Source organism: Amycolatopsis sp. NPDC033938 (assembly GCF_055575975.1).
On record NZ_JBVIRO010000003.1, the window covers coordinates 173,533 to 189,171 of the forward strand.

Genomic DNA, 15,639 nt, shown 5'->3' on the forward strand with positions numbered 1-15,639 from the left:
CCCCCGCGTCCTGGGAGGTCCCCGATGGAGCCCGTGTCTCTGGCCGCTCTCGAATCCGGAACCCCCTTCGCGGACCGGCACATCGGTCCCGGCCCGGAGGAACTCGCGCGCATCCTCGACGTCGTCGGCGTGACGTCTCTCGATGACCTTGCCGAGCGGGCCGTTCCCGCGTCGCTGCGGGAATCCGCCACCCCGCCGGACCTGCCGCCGCCCGCCACCGAGACCGCGGCGCTCGCCGAACTCCGCGCGCTGGCCGCGCGCAACCGGCCCATGGTCCAGATGATCGGCCTCGGCTACCACGACACCGTGACCCCGCCGGTGATCCGCCGCAACGTGCTGGAGAGCCCGGCCTGGTACACCGCGTACACGCCGTATCAGCCGGAGATCTCGCAAGGCCGCCTCGAAGCGCTGCTCAACTTCCAGACCATGGTCGCCGACCTGACCGGACTGCCGATCGCGAACGCGTCGATGCTGGACGAGGCGACCGCGGCGGCGGAGGCGATGACGCTGGTCCGCCGGGCGGGCAAGGCGAAGTCGAAGCGGTTCGTGGTCGACGAGGACACGCTGCCGCAGACGATCGAGGTCCTGCGCACCCGTGCCGAACCGCTCGGCATCGACCTGGTGACCGCGGATCTCTCGCAGGGCATCACCGGACTCGGTCTCGGCGGTGACTTCTTCGGTGTGCTGCTTTCCTATCCCGGCGCTTCCGGCGTCGTCCGCGAATGGGGCCACACCATCACCGAGGCCAAGGCGCTGGGTGCCGCCGTGGTGATGGCCGCGGATCCGCTGGCGCTGACCTTGTTGCGGTCGCCGGGTGAACTCGGCGCCGACGTCGCCATCGGGTCGACGCAGCGGTTCGGCGTGCCGATGGGCTTCGGCGGCCCGCACGCGGCGTACCTCGCCGTGCGCCAGGGGCTCGAACGCCAGTTGCCCGGCAGGCTCGTCGGGGTGTCGAAGGACGCCGACGGCGCGCCCGCCTACCGGCTGGCGCTGCAGACCCGCGAGCAGCACATCCGCCGGGAGAAGGCGACCAGCAACATCTGCACCGCGCAGGTGCTCCTGGCGGTCATCGCGTCGATGTACGCGGTGTACCACGGGCCGGAAGGCCTGCGCGCCATCGCGAACCGCGCGCACCGGATGGCCACCGTGCTCGCGGCAGGGCTCGCCGAAAACGGCGTGGACGTGGTGCACTGCGAGTTCTTCGACACCGTCATGGTCGCTGTCCCCGGACGCGCGGGCGGGATCGTCGGCACGGCACGGGAACTCGGCGTCAACCTCCGGCTCGTGGACGCCGATCACGTCGCCATCGCCTGTGACGAGACGACCACCCGCGAGCATCTTTCCCTGGTGTGGAAGGCGTTCGGCGTCGCGGTGTCCGATGTGGACTCCCTCGACGCGGACACCGCCGACGGCTTCCCGCCGGATCTGCGCCGCACGAGCGAGTACCTGACGCATCCCGTCTTCCACGCGCACCGTTCGGAAACCGCGTTGCTGCGGTACCTGCGGGCGTTGTCCGACAAGGACGTCGCACTCGACCGGAGCATGATCCCGCTCGGCTCGTGCACGATGAAGCTCAACGCCACGGCCGAGATGGAGCCGATCACCTGGCCCGAGTTCGCCGGTCTGCACCCGTTCGCGCCCGCCGGGGACGCGGCCGGGCTGCTCGCCATCGTGCGGGACCTGGAGCGCTGGCTGGCCGGGATCACCGGCTACGACGCGGTTTCCCTGCAGCCGAACGCGGGCAGTCAGGGCGAGTTCGCCGGTCTGCTGGCCATCCGCGCCTACCATCGCGAACGCGGGAACGCGGCCCGTGACGTCTGCTTGATCCCGTCGAGCGCGCACGGCACGAACGCGGCCAGCGCGGTGATGGCGGGGATGCGCGTGGTCGTCGTGAAATGCGACGACGAGGGCAATATCGACCTCGGCCACCTGAAGTCCACTGTGGACGAGCACGCGGACGACCTCGCCGCGATCATGATCACCTACCCCTCGACGCACGGCGTGTACGAGGACACCGTGCGCGAGGTCTGCGCGCTGGTGCACGACGCGGGCGGCCAGGTCTACGTCGACGGGGCGAACCTGAACGCGCTGATCGGGGTCGCGCAGTACGGGAGGTTCGGCGCCGACGTCTCCCATCTCAACCTGCACAAGACCTTCTGCATCCCGCACGGCGGTGGCGGCCCCGGCGTCGGCCCGATCGGCGTCCGCGCGCACCTGGCGCCGTACCTGCCGAACCATCCTTTGCAGCCGGAAGCGGGCCCGGCCACCGGCGTGGGCCCGATCAGCGCCGCGCCGTGGGGGAGCGCGTCGATCCTGCCGATCTCCTGGGCCTACATCCGGATGATGGGCCCCGAAGGGCTGAAGCGCGCGACGCTGACCGCGGTCGCGAACGCCAACTACGTCGCCAAGCGCCTCGCGGAGCACTACCCGGTGCTGTACTCGGGGCACGAGGGACTCGTGGCACACGAATGCATCCTCGATCTCCGCGCGCTGACCAAACGGACCGGTGTCACCGTCGACGACGTCGCCAAACGGCTGGCCGACTACGGCCTCCACGCGCCGACGATGTCGTTCCCGGTCGCCGGCACGCTCATGGTCGAGCCCACCGAGAGCGAAGACCTCGGCGAGCTCGACCGGTTCTGCGACGCGATGATCGCGATCCGCAGTGAGATCGAGAAGATCGCCGCGGGGGAGTGGCCGGTGGACGGAAGCCCGCTGCGGAACGCCCCGCATACCGCGCGCTGCCTCGCGGGCGAATGGGATCGTCCGTACAGCAGGGAGATCGCCGTCTTCCCGGCAGGCTTCACCGCCGCGAAGATCTGGCCCCCGGTGCGGCGGATCGACGGGGCCGCGGGTGACCGCAACCTCGTCTGCTCCTGCCCGCCGCCGGAGGCCTTCGCGTAGGCGTCAGCCGGGCATCTTGTCGAGAAAGCCCAGCACCTGCTTGATCCGCCCGTCCTCGACGGTGATGACGTCGAAGCCGATCGCGAGCGGTTCCTCCGCACCGGGAGCGCTGAGGTGCCACTGGAATCGCGCGATGTCGTGGTGCGCGTCGGGGGCGGCGGGCAGGCTGAAGGTCAGCCCGGCGAACTGGGCCTGCGCGCCGGCGATGAAGCCGTCGACACCGTCGTGGCCGGTGACCGCGCCGAGCGGGTCGGTGTAGGTGGTGTCCTCGGTGAACACCTCGGCGATGAGCGCACGGCGCTTTTCGGTGTCCGTCTCGTTCCACACGGCGATGTACTGCTCGGCGACGCGCTGGATGTCCGACATGGTGTCTCCTTGTTTCGTTGTGGGGTAACCGATGACGCAACTCTGTCGGCCGGGGGTGGGTCCCGTCGATTACGCGTGAGGTAATGGCGGCGCGGCGGACGCGGTGCGTAAGTTCGTGCTCGTGACGACCACAGTGATGGCGAGCCGCGCGGGCCGCCCTGTCGGCGAACTCCTGCGGGAATGGCGCGATCGCCGCCGGATCAGCCAGCTCGACCTCGCCATCTCCGCCGAGATCTCGACCAGGCACCTGAGTTTCGTGGAGACCGGGCGGTCCAAGCCCAGCCGCGACATGGTGCTGCGGCTGGGCGAACACCTGGAGGTGCCCTTGCGGGAACGCAACCAGCTGCTACTGGCGGCGGGGTACGCGCCCGCGTACCCGGAGAGCGGGCTCGGCGACCCGGAGCTGGCCGCGGTACGCCAGGCCGTCCGGCAGCTGATGACGAGTCACGAGCCGTACCCGGCCGCCGTCGTGGATCGCGGGTGGAACCTGGTCGACGCCAACGCGAGCGTGTCGATCATGACCGACCTGGTGTCGCCCACCCTGATGACAGCGCCGGTCAACGTCCTCCGGCTGACCCTGCATCCGGAGGGGATGGCGCCGCATGTGCTCAACCTGGGGGAGTGGCGGGCCCATCTGCTCGGCAGGCTGCGGCGCCAGGTGTCCCAGACGGCGGATCCGGCGCTGACAGAGCTGCTGGAGGAGCTGGTCGCCTATCCGTGTGACGATCCCGTCCCCGAGGTGGAGGTCCCCGGCCCGGGTGACATCTTCGTCCCGCTGCGGCTGCGGCACGAGGGCGTGGATCTCACGTTCTTCAGCACGGTTTCCACGTTCGGGACGCCGTTGGACATCACGGTCGCCGAGCTGGTGATCGAGTCCTTCTTCCCGGCCGACGCGGACACGGCCGAGTATCTGCGCGCGTACGCCGCGCGCGGGGTGGAATGATGCGGGGCAAGAAGTCCCGCCACAGACTCGGAGTGAGGATTCTGCATCCATGGCCGTGCCTTCCGTCGTCCTGAACAACGAGGTAGCCATCCCCCAACTCGGTTTCGGTGTCTGGCAGGTGCCCGCGGGCGATACGGCCAAGGTCGTCCGGACCGCGATCGAAGCCGGGTACCGCAGCATCGACACCGCCGCGTCCTACCGCAACGAAGCCGGTGTCGGCGAGGCGATCCGCTCGGCGGGCGTTCCCCGCGACGAACTGTTCATCACCACGAAACTGCCGAATCCGGCCCACGGGTACGACGAGGCGCTCCGCGCGTTCGACGCCAGCCTGGCGGAGCTGGGCCTGGACCGGGTCGACCTGTACCTGATCCACTGGCCGATGCCCACGCGCGGCAAGTACGTCGAAACGTGGCGGGCGCTGGAAAAGCTCTACGCGGACGGACGGGTGCGGGCGATCGGCGTCTCGAACTTCCACGAGCCGCATCTGCGTCGGCTGTTCGAAGAGACGGGGATCGTGCCGGCGGTCAACCAGGTCGAGCTGCATCCCCGGTTGCAGCAGAAGGCGCTCCGGGAATTCCACGCTGAGCACGGCATCGTCACCGAGGCCTGGAGCCCGCTCGCGCAGGGATCGCTGCTCTCGGACGCGACGCTGACCGCCCTCGCGGCCAAATACGGCAAGAGCCCGGCACAGCTGGTGCTCCGCTGGCATCTGCAGCTCGGCACCGTGGCCATCCCGAAATCCGTGACGCCGTCCCGGATCCGCGAGAATTTCGACGTCTTCGACTTCGAACTCGCCGAAGACGATCTGGCCGCCCTCGCCGAGTTCGACAACGGCACCCGTACCGGGCCCGACCCGGACACCTTCGACCTGGTTTAGCCCCGCAGGCCTTTGCCCCAAGAGACCCAGAGGAGATGTTGATGGGTCCGTTCGAGGTGCCACTGGATGACGAGCGCACCCAGCTCGAGGCGTTCATCGAGGACTACCGCACCGCTCTCGAGGCGACGCTCGACGGTCTCACCGAAGAACAGGCCCGCCGCCGGCTCGTCCCGTCGGCGACGACGCCGCTCGGGCTGCTCAAGCATGTGACCTGGATGCAGCGGGTGTGGTTCGAGGAATGCGTGGGCGGTACACCGCGCGAGGAACTCGGCCTGGTGCCGGATCCGGAGGAATCCTTCCGGCTCTCCGGCGACGACACCATCGCTTCGGTCATCGCGGCCCACCGGGAAGCCTGCGCCACGGCCCGCGCGACGGTGAAGGACCTGCCCTTGGACACCGTCGTGACCGGCCACCGGACCGGACCGCGCACGCTTCACTGGGTGTACCTGCAAGTTCTGCGGGAACTGGCCCACCACTGCGGGCACGCCGACATCCTGCGTGAACAGCTCCTCGCCGGCTGAGTACCTCAGAAGTACGTGAAGGCCCGGGGCCGCGTGCACTGTTGGCGGAGCTTGATCAACGGAAGAGCAGGGAGATGCCGAGGTAGGCAGGCCTGATTCTGGACGCCGACGGGGCTTCAATGTCCACAAGGGACACGGCCGGGCGGTTGAGTGCCCGATTGATGTCGCTATGTACGGTTCGCCGTGGGGTCGTGAGTGCTAATGAGGGTTAGAACCCTATTCGCCACTCACGACCCCCGTGCGAAACCGTGCAAGCCGACCAAACCGGGCACACGTGTCCCGAAAAGTGTCTCTTGTGGACAGTCAGCAGCCGGGTGAGGGCCCGTCCGCGAGCCCGCTCCCTCCGGCCACACGACACGTTCGCCGAAGGGGGCCTTCACGTACTTCTGTGTGCGACCTCAGGTGGCCTTGATGCCCGCGGCGGCGAAGTCGGCCTGCTGGGCGGGCTGCTGCAGGAACTGCCGGAACGTCTGCGAAGCGCGCATCTGGACCTCGTCGATGGTCTTGCCGGCGAGCCCGACGAGCGGATAGTCGGCCGAACGCGCCGTCGCGACCGACTGGGCGGGCGAACCGACCAGTTCGGGCTTGGCGGTGTTCAGTTCCGTCACCCAGTAGGACGACTCGGGAATCCAGGCGGCGGGAAGACCGCCGATGGCGTCCAGGTTCGTCCGTCCGACGAGGCCGTCGAGCACGGCCGCCGAGGGCAGCGCGTCGATCTGGATGATCACGCAGTGGTCGCGGACCACGGTCGCGGCGTTGTTCCAGCGCTCGGCCGCCGCGCGGAGCGGCTTCTCGATGCTGGGGGTGACGACGACCCGCATCGGGGTCTCGCCGGCGCTGCAGCCCTTGGCCTGGGCTTCGGCGCGGGTGTTGAGCTCTCCGTCCGCCCAGTTCCAGCCGAAGATTCCGATCGCGACCAGTACCACCAGGACCAGGCAGGCGATGGGCCACTTGGCGATCCTGCGCCGCGGGGCCTTCTTCCCGACGATCCGGTGCGAGCCGGTCGCCTCACTGCGGCCCTGGGGGCGCTTCGGCGGGTCGAGGGGGTGCGGTACCGGCTCTTCGGCAACGCTGTGTCGCCCCATCGTTGTCCTTTCGAAACGTGCGCGCTCGCGCTGCGTATGCAATCAAACCGTTATCACTCTAACAGGGGAGGATGTTACGGGGAATGCGGCAACTCACAGTTGTTTTCCGCGTGTCGCGTGCGCCGTCTTTACCTCGGTCAGAAGCCGTTTGCAATGCGCTATCAGGTGCTCACGCAGAGGCGCGGCCCGGCGGGCGAAAGCGGCCTGTGCGCGGGCGTACTCGGCCCTGCCCTCCGGGGTCTCGATCCGGACGGGCGAGTACCCGAACGAAGCGAGATCGTACGGGCTGGCGCGCATGTCCAGCTCACGGATGTCCGCTGCCAGCTCGAAGCAGTCCCCGACCAGCTCGGCGGGCACGAACGGGTCGAGTTTGTAGGCCCATTTGAACAGGTCCATGTTGGCGTGCAGGCAGCCGGGCTGCTCGAAGTCGATCTGGTTCTCCCGCTCCGGCCGCAGCGTGTTCCGCGGCCGGGCGGGCTCGGTGAAGAACCGGAAGGCGTCGAAATGCCCGCAGCGGATCTCCAGCGACTCGACGACCCCGTCCGTTCCGGCCGAACCGAGCCGGAGCGGAAGTTGTGAGTGACGAACCTCATTTGCCGATTCCCGGTAAACCATTGCCCATTCGTGAAGCCCGAAACAACTGAGTCTCGGCGCGCGGGACGCGGTCGCGGAAAGCAGGCCGTGCACGAATTCGGCGGTTTTGGCCCGCCCCTCGGTGAAACCCGCCGGATCCAGCATGACCCCGTCCGGTGTCCCGACGTAGCCCTTCCGCTCCAGGAACCGGTGCGCGGACCGGCCTTCCAGGACGACGCCCGGCCCCGGCTGCCAGCGTTCGAGGTGCCCGGGCCGGTGGGAGTAGTAGGTGAAGAGGAAGTCGAGAACCGGATGTTTCTCGCCCCGTGAGCGGCGGCGCTGGTGCGGTGTCGTCCAGCGCCGCATCCGCGTCACGTGGTCGTCTTCCCGAGCCCGCCACACGGACTCGGGAAGAACGATCGGGCCGGTCATGACATGACGTGGGTACCGTCGCGGACAGTTCCCACGTACTCCTCGACGAGGTCCTCCAGCGCGACGACGCCCACGGCGGTCCCCGCCGGGCTCAGCGCCCGCGCGAGGTGACTGCCTTCCTTGCGCATCGCCGACAACGCCTCGTCGAGCCGGGCGTCCGCGCGCAGTTCGGTCAGGGTCCGTGTCTTGTCCGACGGCACCACGGTGCCCGGATCCTCGCCCACGAGATCGAGGATGTCCTTCACGTGGATGTAGCCGGTCAGCTTCCCGTCGTCGGTGCACACCGGGAAGCGGGAGAATCCGGTCGAGGACACCGCGCGCTCGACGTCGCCCAGGGTGGGCGAGCAGGGCAGCGTGGTCAGCTGCGCCGTCGGGACCAGCACGTCGGCCACCGTCTTCTCCACCGAGGACAGCGTCTTGCTCAGCCGCTGGTGCTCGGAGTGCTCCAGCAGCCCCTCGCGGCGTGACTCGCTGAGCAGTTCGGCGAGTTCGTCGGAGGTGTAGGCGGTTTCGAGCTCGTCCTTCGGCTCGACCTTGAACAACCGCAGCAGCGAGTTCGCCACGAAGTTCAGCAGCCAGATGAACGGGTTCGCGACCTTCACCCAGGCCACATGGACCGGGACCAGCCACAGTGCCAGCCGCTCGGGCTCGGCGATCGCGAGGTTCTTCGGCACCATCTCGCCGATGAGGACGTGCAGGATGGTGATGAAGGCCAGCGCGATCGCGAACGAGATCGGGTGCAGCAGCACCTCCGGAATCCCGAACAGTTCGAAGAAACCGGCCAGCCGATGCGCGATGGCCGGCTCGCCGAGCCGTCCGAGCAGCAGCGAGCAGATGGTGATGCCGAGCTGCGCGCCCGCGAGCATCAGCGAGACGTTCCTGCTCGCGTTGATGACGATCCGGGCGCGGGTCTTTCCCTGCTCCAGCAAGGCTTCGAGCCTGTCGCGCCGCGAAGAGATCAGCGCGAACTCGGCGCCGACGAAGAAGGCGTTGGCCAGCAACAGGACCACGACGAGGAAGATGTTGAACCAGTCGCTCATCGGGCGGGCTCCTGCTCGGCGGAGGTGGCGGTCTCGCTGACCCGGCGGACTTCGACCTCGGCGATGCGGAGACGGTCCATTTTGGTCACCGTGAGCCGCCAGGCGTCGAGATCGGTGGCGTCGCCGGGGGAGGGGATCCGCCCGAGCCGCTCGAGGATCAGCCCGGCGATGGTCTCGTAGTCGCCATCGGGCATCCGGAATCCGGTCTCGTCGGTCACCTCGTCGGCGCGAAGCTGTCCCGAAACGAGCCAGTTGTCGGTGCCGACCTGCTGCGAGGACGGCGCCTCACGCTCATCGTGTTCGTCGCGGACGTCACCGATGATCTCCTCGACGACGTCCTCCAGCGTCACCAGCCCCGCGGTGCCGCCGTATTCGTCGACGACGATCGCGAGCTGGAACCGGGAGTCGCGCAGCCGGTTGAGCAGCGAGTCGCCCGGTAGCGATTCGGGCACCGTCGGGATCGGCCGCATGACCGAGCCGATCCGTACCGTGGCGCGCTGGGCGGCCGGGACGGTGAACGCCTGCTTGATGTGCACCGCGCCCTGTACGTCGTCGAGATCCTCGGTGTAGACCGGGAAACGCGAAAAGCCGGTGCGGCGCGAGATGTCGATGAGGTCGGAGATCGTGTCGTCGACGGTCAGCGATTCGAGCTGGACGCGCGGGGTCATCAGCTCGTCCGCGGTCCGCTCGCCGAAGCGCAGCGACTTGTCCAGCAGTTCCGCCGTCGACGTGTCGAGCGTGCCGCTTTCCGCGCTGGAGCGGACGATCGAGCCGAGTTCCTGCGGCGAACGGGCCGAACGCAGTTCCTCCTGCGGTTCGACGCCGAACTTGCGGACCAGGAAGTTGGCGCTGTTGTTCATCAGGGTGATGAGCCAGCGGAAGAGCGACGAGAACCGCGAGTGGTACCCCGCGACGGCTCGCGCGGTCTGCAACGGCCGGGCGATCGCGAGGTTCTTCGGCATCATCTCGCCGAGGATCATCGACAGCGAGGTCGCCAGGATCAGCGCGACCGCGAGCGAGGCCCCGTTCGCCACGCCTTCGGAGAACCCGACGGCGGTGAACAGCGGGTGCAGCAGGTCACCGATCACCGGTTCCGCGAGGTAACCGGTGATCAGCGTGGTGATGGTGATCGCCACCTGCGCGCCGGAGAGCTGGAACGAGAGCGTGCGGTGCGCCTTCTGCACGGTATGCGCGCGGCGGTCGCCGACCTGGCGGACGTTCGCGTCGACCGTGCTGCGCTCGAGAGCGGTGAGCGAGAACTCGGCGGCGACGGCGAGGCCGGTGCCGACGGTCAGCAGGAGAAAGAGGAGAATGCCGAGAACGGCGAACAGGACTTCCATCATTTCCTGCCGTGGGGGCCGGCGGGAAAGTCCTTGGAACAGCCGGGTGTGCCACCCGGCTCGATACTGTCACCAGGTGACTGCGCGTCGCGCACGAAAAGAGTCACTCCTCGATCGGAAACCAACGATTGCGCCGCTGTACTGCGGCGATGGGACAATCTTAACGTGTTCCGCCGGCCGCGGGGGCGCGGTGCCGTCGCACACTCTCCTCGACCAGGTCGAGGACCGGGCCGAGATCGTCTCCCGGCAGGCCCATCGCGAGGTGGGAGACGAGTCCTTCGAGAACGAGTTCGAGATAGGCGGTCAGGACGTCGACATCGACGTCGTCGCGCAGGATCCCGGCGTCACGCTGGCGCAGCAGACGGCGGCGGGTCGCGGCCGTCAGCTGGTGGGAGCGCTCGGCCCAGCGGGCGCGGAACTCGGGGTCGGTGCGCAGCCGGCGTGAGACCTCCAGCCGCGTGCCGAGCCAGTCGGCGGGGTGCTCGCTGCGGTTCGACAGCAGATCGCGCATCACCTGGACGAGACCCTGCTCGGCGACGACGTCGGCCATGCGGACCGCGTCGTCCTCGGCGAGTGCCAGGAAGAGGGACTCCTTGTCGCGGAAGTGGTGGAAGATGGCACCGCGGGAAAGGCCGGTGGCTTCCTCCAGCCGCCGGACGGTGGCACCCTCGTAGCCGTAGCGCGCGAAGCACACGCGGGAGCCGTCGAGGATCTGGCGCCGGCGTGCGTCGAGGTGATCCTGGCTGACGCGTGGCATCCTGGAATCCTGTCACCGAGAACCCGGGTAAAGCAATCCGTACGTACGTACTGTGACCAGTTCGCGGGATCTTCGCCCGGGAGGGGGAACCGGGCGGTTTCGACACACGTCCGATCAGTAGCGCGGATCGGCTGACACGTCGTCCGCCACTTGGCTACGCTTTGTCCGTCACGGTGCGTGAATGCTGAGGGGAAGGTGCGGGGCGTGAACATCATCGGCGATGCCGCGAGCGCGATCAAGGCCGTCTGGGGTGACCTCACCACGCCGCCGGAGCCGACCGTTTACGGCGGTGGAGGCGGCGGGGGCGGCGGCTTCGAGATGAGCCCCGAGGAGCTCCAGACCGTCATCGGGCTGTGGGAAGACGAGCTGAAGAAGGTCGTCGACGACGGCGACAAGATCGACCTCATCGTCGGAGACCTGATGCCGCCGGGACAGGACGAGGCCAGCGCCAGCTATGTGAACTCCGGGCTCGATTCGCTGCTGTCACTGCAGAAGCAGAACGACTCGATGAAGATGTACATCGAGGGGTACATCGAGAAGCTCCAGATCGCCCGTGAGAAGACGATGGCGACCGACGCGGCCAACACCATGCGTACGACCTGAGGATGCCGAACGTGTTGAGGAATCGCGCCGCGGTGGCGGTGCTCGTGCTCGTTTCCGTCGCGGTCTCCGGTTGCACGGGGGAAACCCCGGGCACGCCGACGCCGGCCCCGGGAACCTCGCCGTCGTCGGCGTCTTCTGCCGCACCGGGGGACCCGAACGTCCCGAAGGTGGCGAATCCGCTGGACGCCTCGGCGTTCGTCGGCGACGTGTGCAAGCTCCTCCCGTCCGCCGCGGCCGCGGAACTGGGGTTCACCGCGCCCGGCGAGGCGAAGGGCGAAGGCGGCAATCCGGGTTGCGGCTGGCAGATTCGCGGCAAGGCCGACAGTCTGCTGATCATCCTCGGCAGCGGCAACCGCGAAAAGGGTATGGGCGGCCTGGCCGGCCTGCACAAGGCCAAGGAAGCCGGGCAGCTGAGGTTCCTCGAGCCGGGCCCCGAGGTCGACGGTTATCCGACCGTTTACTACGGACTGCAGGACCGGCGAGCGAGTGGCAACTGCGATCTCGCGGTGGGCGTCGCCGACGATCTGGCGATCAGCACCCTCGCCAAGGGTTACGACAACGAACAGGATTCATGTGGGACCGCACGGAAACTCGCGTCGGCCGTGATCAAGACACTCAAGGGGGCATGAGGGTGGACGGCAAACAGATCTACGAGAACTTCACCCAGGGCGACACCCGTAACCTGCGTTCGGCGGCCGATCGCATCGCTGAACTCTCGGACGCCTATGTCGAGCGCGGCATGGCCATCAAGTCCCTGCAGACGCGGATGGCGTCCGCCTGGACCGGTTCCGCCGCCGACGCGGCGAATGCCGGCGCGGGCCCGCTCGAGCAGGCTTTCAAGAAGACGGCGGACCCGCTTTTCGCCACGAAGGCCTCAGTCACCACGCAGGCCGACAGCTTCGACGACTCGGGGTCGTCCGTCGTCCCCGTGCCCCCCAAGCCGGATAAGCCCAATCCCTGGACCACCGGTCTCAAGGGCGCGATCCCGATCGCCGGGCCGTTCATGGTCAACAACGACATCAAGAACTACCAAGAGGGCGTCGCGAAGCACGAGGCGGCGAACCAGAACAACGTCCGGGTGATGGACCAGTACGACTCGGTCACCAGCAGCACGAGCTCCAGGCTGCCGACCGATTACGGCGTGCTGAAGAGCGATGGCGCGAACGTCAGCGTGAAGGTCGACGGCGGCCCTCCGCCGATCAAGCCGCCGCCGGTCCTCCCCCCGGTGAAGCCCGGCCGGACCGGTGGCGGGGACGACGACCACGACGGCACCGACACCAGCGGCACGGACGACAACGGCACCAACCAGACCCAGAACAAGCCGGGCACCGAGCAGAACCAGAACAAGCCGGGGATCGGTGAAGACCGGCCGGTGAACCCGAGGGACCGGCCCGGCAGCGACACCGGCATCACGACGCCGACGAGGAAGCCGGGCGTCGGCGACACGACGCTCCCGTCCGGCGGCGGCCGGGGCAGGCCAGGACAGACCACCGAGATCCCGGGCAGGAACACCGGACGCGGCACCGGCGACCTCGAAGACGTCGTCGGTCTCACCAACGGCCTCGGCCAGAACTACACCGGTGGCCCCGGGCAGAACCCGCCCGGAAGCTCCACCGGCCGCAACGTTCCCGGGCCCAACAGCGCGGCGGGCAGGCTCCTCGGCGGCGAGGGCGGCACTGGCGGCCGCGCGGGTGGGCCGGGTGGCACCGGCTCCGGTGGTCTCGGTGCCGGCAAGGGCACCGGCGCCGGCGGTCTGGGCGGCGGTATGCCCGGCGCGGGTGCGCCGGGCGGCCGTGGTGCGGGCGGCCGAGGCGGCGGCCAGATGGGCCCGATGGGCGCCGGCGGCAGGCGCGGCGAAGGTGACGAGGACGACGAGCACCAGCGTCCCGACTACCTGATCGAGGCCGACCCCGACGCGATCTTCGGCACCGACCAGCGGACCAGCCCGCCGGTCATCGGCGAGTAGCGGATGACCGTCAGAACGGGCCGGGTGGATCTCCCGGTCGAAGCCTTGGCGGTGCTCGCCGAACGCGAACGCGTCGGCGACCTGCACATCACGCTGCGTCCCGAACCGCGCTGGCTGTCCAGGACGGCTCGCGCGGAGGCGGACCAGCGAGTGGAAGCCGCCTTGGCACAGGCCGGGCTGCTGGATTCGAGTGGTCGCGCGTCGGTCGACTTCCTGGACTGGCTACCGGTCCTCACGAAGCCGGCGATCGAGTACTACGGCTGGGTGCACGCGGGCGGCGAGACGTACGGCCTGCTCGCCGCTTCGCTGGGCCTGCAAGCGGTGCTGGCGGTGGCCTCCGGCGATTGGGTCGGGATCCAGGAGATCGATCGGCGGCGGCTGCCCGAGTCGCTGATCGAACAGTTGCCGCCCGTCCCCGCGGGCGGCGGCAGGCTGCGGACGGTCCGGGCTTACGAGCTCGAAGAGGCGGCGCGGCGTGGCCCGGACACGCACTCCCTGCCGCCGGTGATCGCGGACATCGTCAGCCTGGTGCAGCGACCGGTCGAGGGGAGCGGAGAACTCTACGTCGGCAAACGGGACGAGGTCGGCAGGCACGTCGCGGTCGAGGATCCGCTGCACTTCGCGGACACCGACTGGGGCCGGTACCTCAGTTACACGACGGGGCGGGGCCACGACGCGGTGGTCCACATCGGACCCGCCGGTCCACCGGAACTGGCGGACGCGCTCCGGAACGTGGCTTCGACTTTGGGCGGTTAAGCAGCGGGCTAGTCCGTGAAGGCCTCCTTGGCGAGCACTGATTTGTTGACCTACTGGTGGAGGTCTCGCACCTGTACCGGGGACCTGAGTGAGGTGCCCTTGATCAGCCTCCGAACCGGTGGCGATCCCCGCTGTCTATGAAGGATTTGGGACACTCAACGTCCCAAATCCTTCATAGACACGCTCGACGGCTCGCCGGATCACTGCTCATCTGCTGGTCAGACGTAGGTACACAAGACCACGCCTCACCTGTACGAGGGTGGAGGTTCCCCCGGTCTCACTCCTTGAGCAACCCGATCACGACCGGTGGACCGGAGACCGAGCGGGGAAGATTCCGGACGCTCAGCGGCCGGAATCCTCCCCACTCGACCGCACCGGCGACCGCGCAAGCTCCACAGCCCGAAAACCCCGCGCACCGGACCGCGCTCCCGGCTATTGTGACAGCGCTGTTGTATTTCGCGCGGGGTCTGGGAGGACGAGAACGTGACGAGGCTGTATCCGGAAATCGAACCGTACGACCACGGGATGCTCGACGTCGGCGACGGGCATCTCGTGTACTGGGAGGTCTGCGGGAATCCCGACGGCAAACCCGCCGTCACGCTGCACGGCGGCCCGGGTACCGGCTGCAGCACGGGTCTGCGTCGCTACTTCGACCCGGCCAAGTACCGCGTCGTGCTGTTCGATCAGCGTGGCTGCGGCCGGAGCACCCCGCACGCGAGCGATCCCCACGCCGATCTCTCCACCAACACCACCGACCACCTGATCGCCGACATGGAGAAGCTTCGCGCACATCTGGGCATCGAGAAGTGGCTGCTCTTCGGCGGCTCTTGGGGTTCGGTGCTCGCGCTGGTCTACGCCGAGCGGTATCCGGATCGGGTCTCCGAGATGGTCCTGATGGGCTTGGCCACCGGTCGGCGAAGCGAGACCGATCTGCTCACGCGGGGTCTTGGCGGCGTCTTCCCCGAGGCTTGGGCCAGGTTCCGCGACGGCGTCCCCGAAGAGGACCGCGACGGGGACCTGGCGGCGGCCTACTACAAGCTGCTCATGGATCCGGATCCCGCGGTGCACGGGAAGGCGGCCGCCGACTGGTGTGCGTGGGAGGACGCGATCATCCCGACTTCCCCGCCGTACAAGAGTTTCGAGTCGCCCGAGTTCCGGCTGGCCTTCGCCAGGCTGGTCACGCACTACTGGAGTCAAGGGTCCTTTTTGGACGAAGGCGTGGTACTGCGGGAGGCCAAGACGCTGGCCCACATCCCGGCCGTGCTCGCCGAAGGAAGTCTCGACCTGGGCAACCTCGTCGGCACCCCGTGGGAGCTGGCGCACGCTTGGCCGGGCAGTGAACTGGTGATCATCGACGAGGTCGGCCACAGCACCCAGGACGAGCCCATGCGCGAGGTCCTCATCGGCGCCACCGACCGCTTCGCAGCCTGACCAGGACGCGCGTGAAGGCCCCCTTCCCTCGGCTGAACCGAGGGA

The 15,639-nt window shown here is 68.5% G+C and carries 15 protein-coding genes; 9 read left to right on the forward strand and 6 right to left on the reverse strand.

Going from position 1 to position 15,639, the window contains the following annotated elements:
• Window positions 1-24 precede the first annotated feature (24 nt).
• Complete coding sequence (gene gcvP, locus ACZ5ZX_RS10760; protein ID WP_465501776.1) at window positions 25-2,904, forward strand: aminomethyl-transferring glycine dehydrogenase; 2,880 nt, start codon at window positions 25-27, stop codon at window positions 2,902-2,904.
• A gap of 3 nt (window positions 2,905-2,907) precedes the next feature.
• Here the strand turns inward: gcvP and ACZ5ZX_RS10765 are convergent, their stop codons facing one another.
• Window positions 2,908-3,270: a nuclear transport factor 2 family protein gene (locus tag ACZ5ZX_RS10765; protein ID WP_465501777.1), complete on the reverse strand. Its 363-nt coding sequence runs from the start codon at window positions 3,268-3,270 to the stop codon at window positions 2,908-2,910.
• Window positions 3,271-3,406: 136 nt separating this feature from the next.
• Between ACZ5ZX_RS10765 and ACZ5ZX_RS10770 the strand changes: the two genes are divergently transcribed.
• Genes ACZ5ZX_RS10770 through ACZ5ZX_RS10780 form a run of 3 tightly spaced genes read left to right on the forward strand, consistent with a single transcriptional unit; the run spans window position 3,407 to window position 5,611 of the window.
• Window positions 3,407-4,213: a helix-turn-helix domain-containing protein gene (locus ACZ5ZX_RS10770; protein ID WP_465502161.1), complete on the forward strand. Its 807-nt coding sequence runs from the start codon at window positions 3,407-3,409 to the stop codon at window positions 4,211-4,213.
• 49 nt (window positions 4,214-4,262) lie between these two features.
• Window positions 4,263-5,090 carry an aldo/keto reductase gene (locus ACZ5ZX_RS10775; RefSeq protein WP_465501778.1) on the forward strand — a complete coding sequence of 276 codons (828 nt, stop codon included), beginning with the start codon at window positions 4,263-4,265 and terminating at the stop codon, window positions 5,088-5,090.
• A gap of 41 nt (window positions 5,091-5,131) precedes the next feature.
• Entirely contained in the window at window positions 5,132-5,611 is a 480-nt protein-coding gene (locus ACZ5ZX_RS10780; protein ID WP_465501779.1) for a DinB family protein, read from the forward strand.
• 398 nt (window positions 5,612-6,009) lie between these two features.
• Here ACZ5ZX_RS10780 and ACZ5ZX_RS10785 read toward each other — a convergent pair whose 3' ends face one another.
• The 5 genes from ACZ5ZX_RS10785 to ACZ5ZX_RS10805 all read right to left on the reverse strand — a co-directional run bounded on the left by ACZ5ZX_RS10785 (window position 6,010) and on the right by ACZ5ZX_RS10805 (window position 10,838).
• Window positions 6,010-6,696: a hypothetical protein gene (locus ACZ5ZX_RS10785; protein WP_465501780.1), complete on the reverse strand. Its 687-nt coding sequence runs from the start codon at window positions 6,694-6,696 to the stop codon at window positions 6,010-6,012.
• 93 nt (window positions 6,697-6,789) lie between these two features.
• Entirely contained in the window at window positions 6,790-7,701 is a 912-nt protein-coding gene (locus tag ACZ5ZX_RS10790; protein WP_465501781.1) for a 3-methyladenine DNA glycosylase, read from the reverse strand.
• On the reverse strand, window positions 7,698-8,741 hold the full coding sequence (locus tag ACZ5ZX_RS10795) for a hemolysin family protein (protein WP_465501782.1): 1,044 nt from the start codon (window positions 8,739-8,741) through the stop codon (window positions 7,698-7,700). The genes ACZ5ZX_RS10790 and ACZ5ZX_RS10795 overlap by 4 nt, the downstream gene beginning before the upstream one ends.
• Entirely contained in the window at window positions 8,738-10,084 is a 1,347-nt protein-coding gene (locus tag ACZ5ZX_RS10800; protein WP_465501783.1) for a hemolysin family protein, read from the reverse strand. The genes ACZ5ZX_RS10795 and ACZ5ZX_RS10800 overlap by 4 nt, the downstream gene beginning before the upstream one ends.
• Window positions 10,085-10,241: 157 nt before the next feature.
• Window positions 10,242-10,838: a TetR/AcrR family transcriptional regulator gene (locus ACZ5ZX_RS10805; protein WP_465501784.1), complete on the reverse strand. Its 597-nt coding sequence runs from the start codon at window positions 10,836-10,838 to the stop codon at window positions 10,242-10,244.
• A 204-nt stretch (window positions 10,839-11,042) separates the two neighbouring features.
• Here ACZ5ZX_RS10805 and ACZ5ZX_RS10810 point away from each other — a divergent pair, with 204 nt between their 5' ends.
• The 5 genes from ACZ5ZX_RS10810 (at window position 11,043) to pip (ending at window position 15,594) form a co-directional block, all read left to right on the forward strand.
• Window positions 11,043-11,441, forward strand: a complete 399-nt coding sequence (locus tag ACZ5ZX_RS10810) for a hypothetical protein (protein WP_465501785.1) — start codon at window positions 11,043-11,045, stop codon at window positions 11,439-11,441.
• 2 nt (window positions 11,442-11,443) lie between these two features.
• Window positions 11,444-12,070: a DUF3558 domain-containing protein gene (locus tag ACZ5ZX_RS10815; protein WP_465501786.1), complete on the forward strand. Its 627-nt coding sequence runs from the start codon at window positions 11,444-11,446 to the stop codon at window positions 12,068-12,070.
• Window positions 12,067-13,407, forward strand: a complete 1,341-nt coding sequence (locus ACZ5ZX_RS10820; RefSeq protein WP_465501787.1) for a hypothetical protein — start codon at window positions 12,067-12,069, stop codon at window positions 13,405-13,407. Before ACZ5ZX_RS10815 ends, ACZ5ZX_RS10820 begins: the two co-directional genes overlap by 4 nt.
• 24 nt (window positions 13,408-13,431) lie before the next feature.
• The gene (locus tag ACZ5ZX_RS10825; protein WP_465502162.1) at window positions 13,432-14,163 is read left to right on the forward strand and encodes an ESX secretion-associated protein EspG; all 732 of its coding nucleotides are present in this window, start codon (window positions 13,432-13,434) and stop codon (window positions 14,161-14,163) included.
• Window positions 14,164-14,646: 483 nt separating this feature from the next.
• Window positions 14,647-15,594 (forward strand): prolyl aminopeptidase, encoded by a 948-nt coding sequence (gene pip, locus ACZ5ZX_RS10830; protein WP_465501788.1) that lies wholly within the window; start codon window positions 14,647-14,649, stop codon window positions 15,592-15,594.
• The last annotated feature ends 45 nt before the right edge of the window (window positions 15,595-15,639 follow it).

Excerpts from the sequence above, each read along its gene's own strand:
- gcvP (WP_465501776.1), top strand. The coding sequence starts at position 25 with ATGGAGCCCGTGTCTCTGGCCGCTCTCGAATCCGGAACCCCCTTCGCG.
- ACZ5ZX_RS10765 (WP_465501777.1), bottom strand. The coding sequence starts at position 3,270 with ATGTCGGACATCCAGCGCGTCGCCGAGCAGTACATCGCCGTGTGGAAC.
- ACZ5ZX_RS10770 (WP_465502161.1), top strand. The coding sequence starts at position 3,407 with ATGGCGAGCCGCGCGGGCCGCCCTGTCGGCGAACTCCTGCGGGAATGG.
- ACZ5ZX_RS10775 (WP_465501778.1), top strand. The coding sequence starts at position 4,263 with ATGGCCGTGCCTTCCGTCGTCCTGAACAACGAGGTAGCCATCCCCCAA.
- ACZ5ZX_RS10780 (WP_465501779.1), top strand. The coding sequence starts at position 5,132 with ATGGGTCCGTTCGAGGTGCCACTGGATGACGAGCGCACCCAGCTCGAG.
- ACZ5ZX_RS10785 (WP_465501780.1), bottom strand. The coding sequence starts at position 6,696 with ATGGGGCGACACAGCGTTGCCGAAGAGCCGGTACCGCACCCCCTCGAC.
- ACZ5ZX_RS10790 (WP_465501781.1), bottom strand. The coding sequence starts at position 7,701 with ATGACCGGCCCGATCGTTCTTCCCGAGTCCGTGTGGCGGGCTCGGGAA.
- ACZ5ZX_RS10795 (WP_465501782.1), bottom strand. The coding sequence starts at position 8,741 with ATGAGCGACTGGTTCAACATCTTCCTCGTCGTGGTCCTGTTGCTGGCC.
- ACZ5ZX_RS10800 (WP_465501783.1), bottom strand. The coding sequence starts at position 10,084 with ATGATGGAAGTCCTGTTCGCCGTTCTCGGCATTCTCCTCTTTCTCCTG.
- ACZ5ZX_RS10805 (WP_465501784.1), bottom strand. The coding sequence starts at position 10,838 with ATGCCACGCGTCAGCCAGGATCACCTCGACGCACGCCGGCGCCAGATC.
- ACZ5ZX_RS10815 (WP_465501786.1), top strand. The coding sequence starts at position 11,444 with ATGCCGAACGTGTTGAGGAATCGCGCCGCGGTGGCGGTGCTCGTGCTC.
- ACZ5ZX_RS10820 (WP_465501787.1), top strand. The coding sequence starts at position 12,067 with ATGAGGGTGGACGGCAAACAGATCTACGAGAACTTCACCCAGGGCGAC.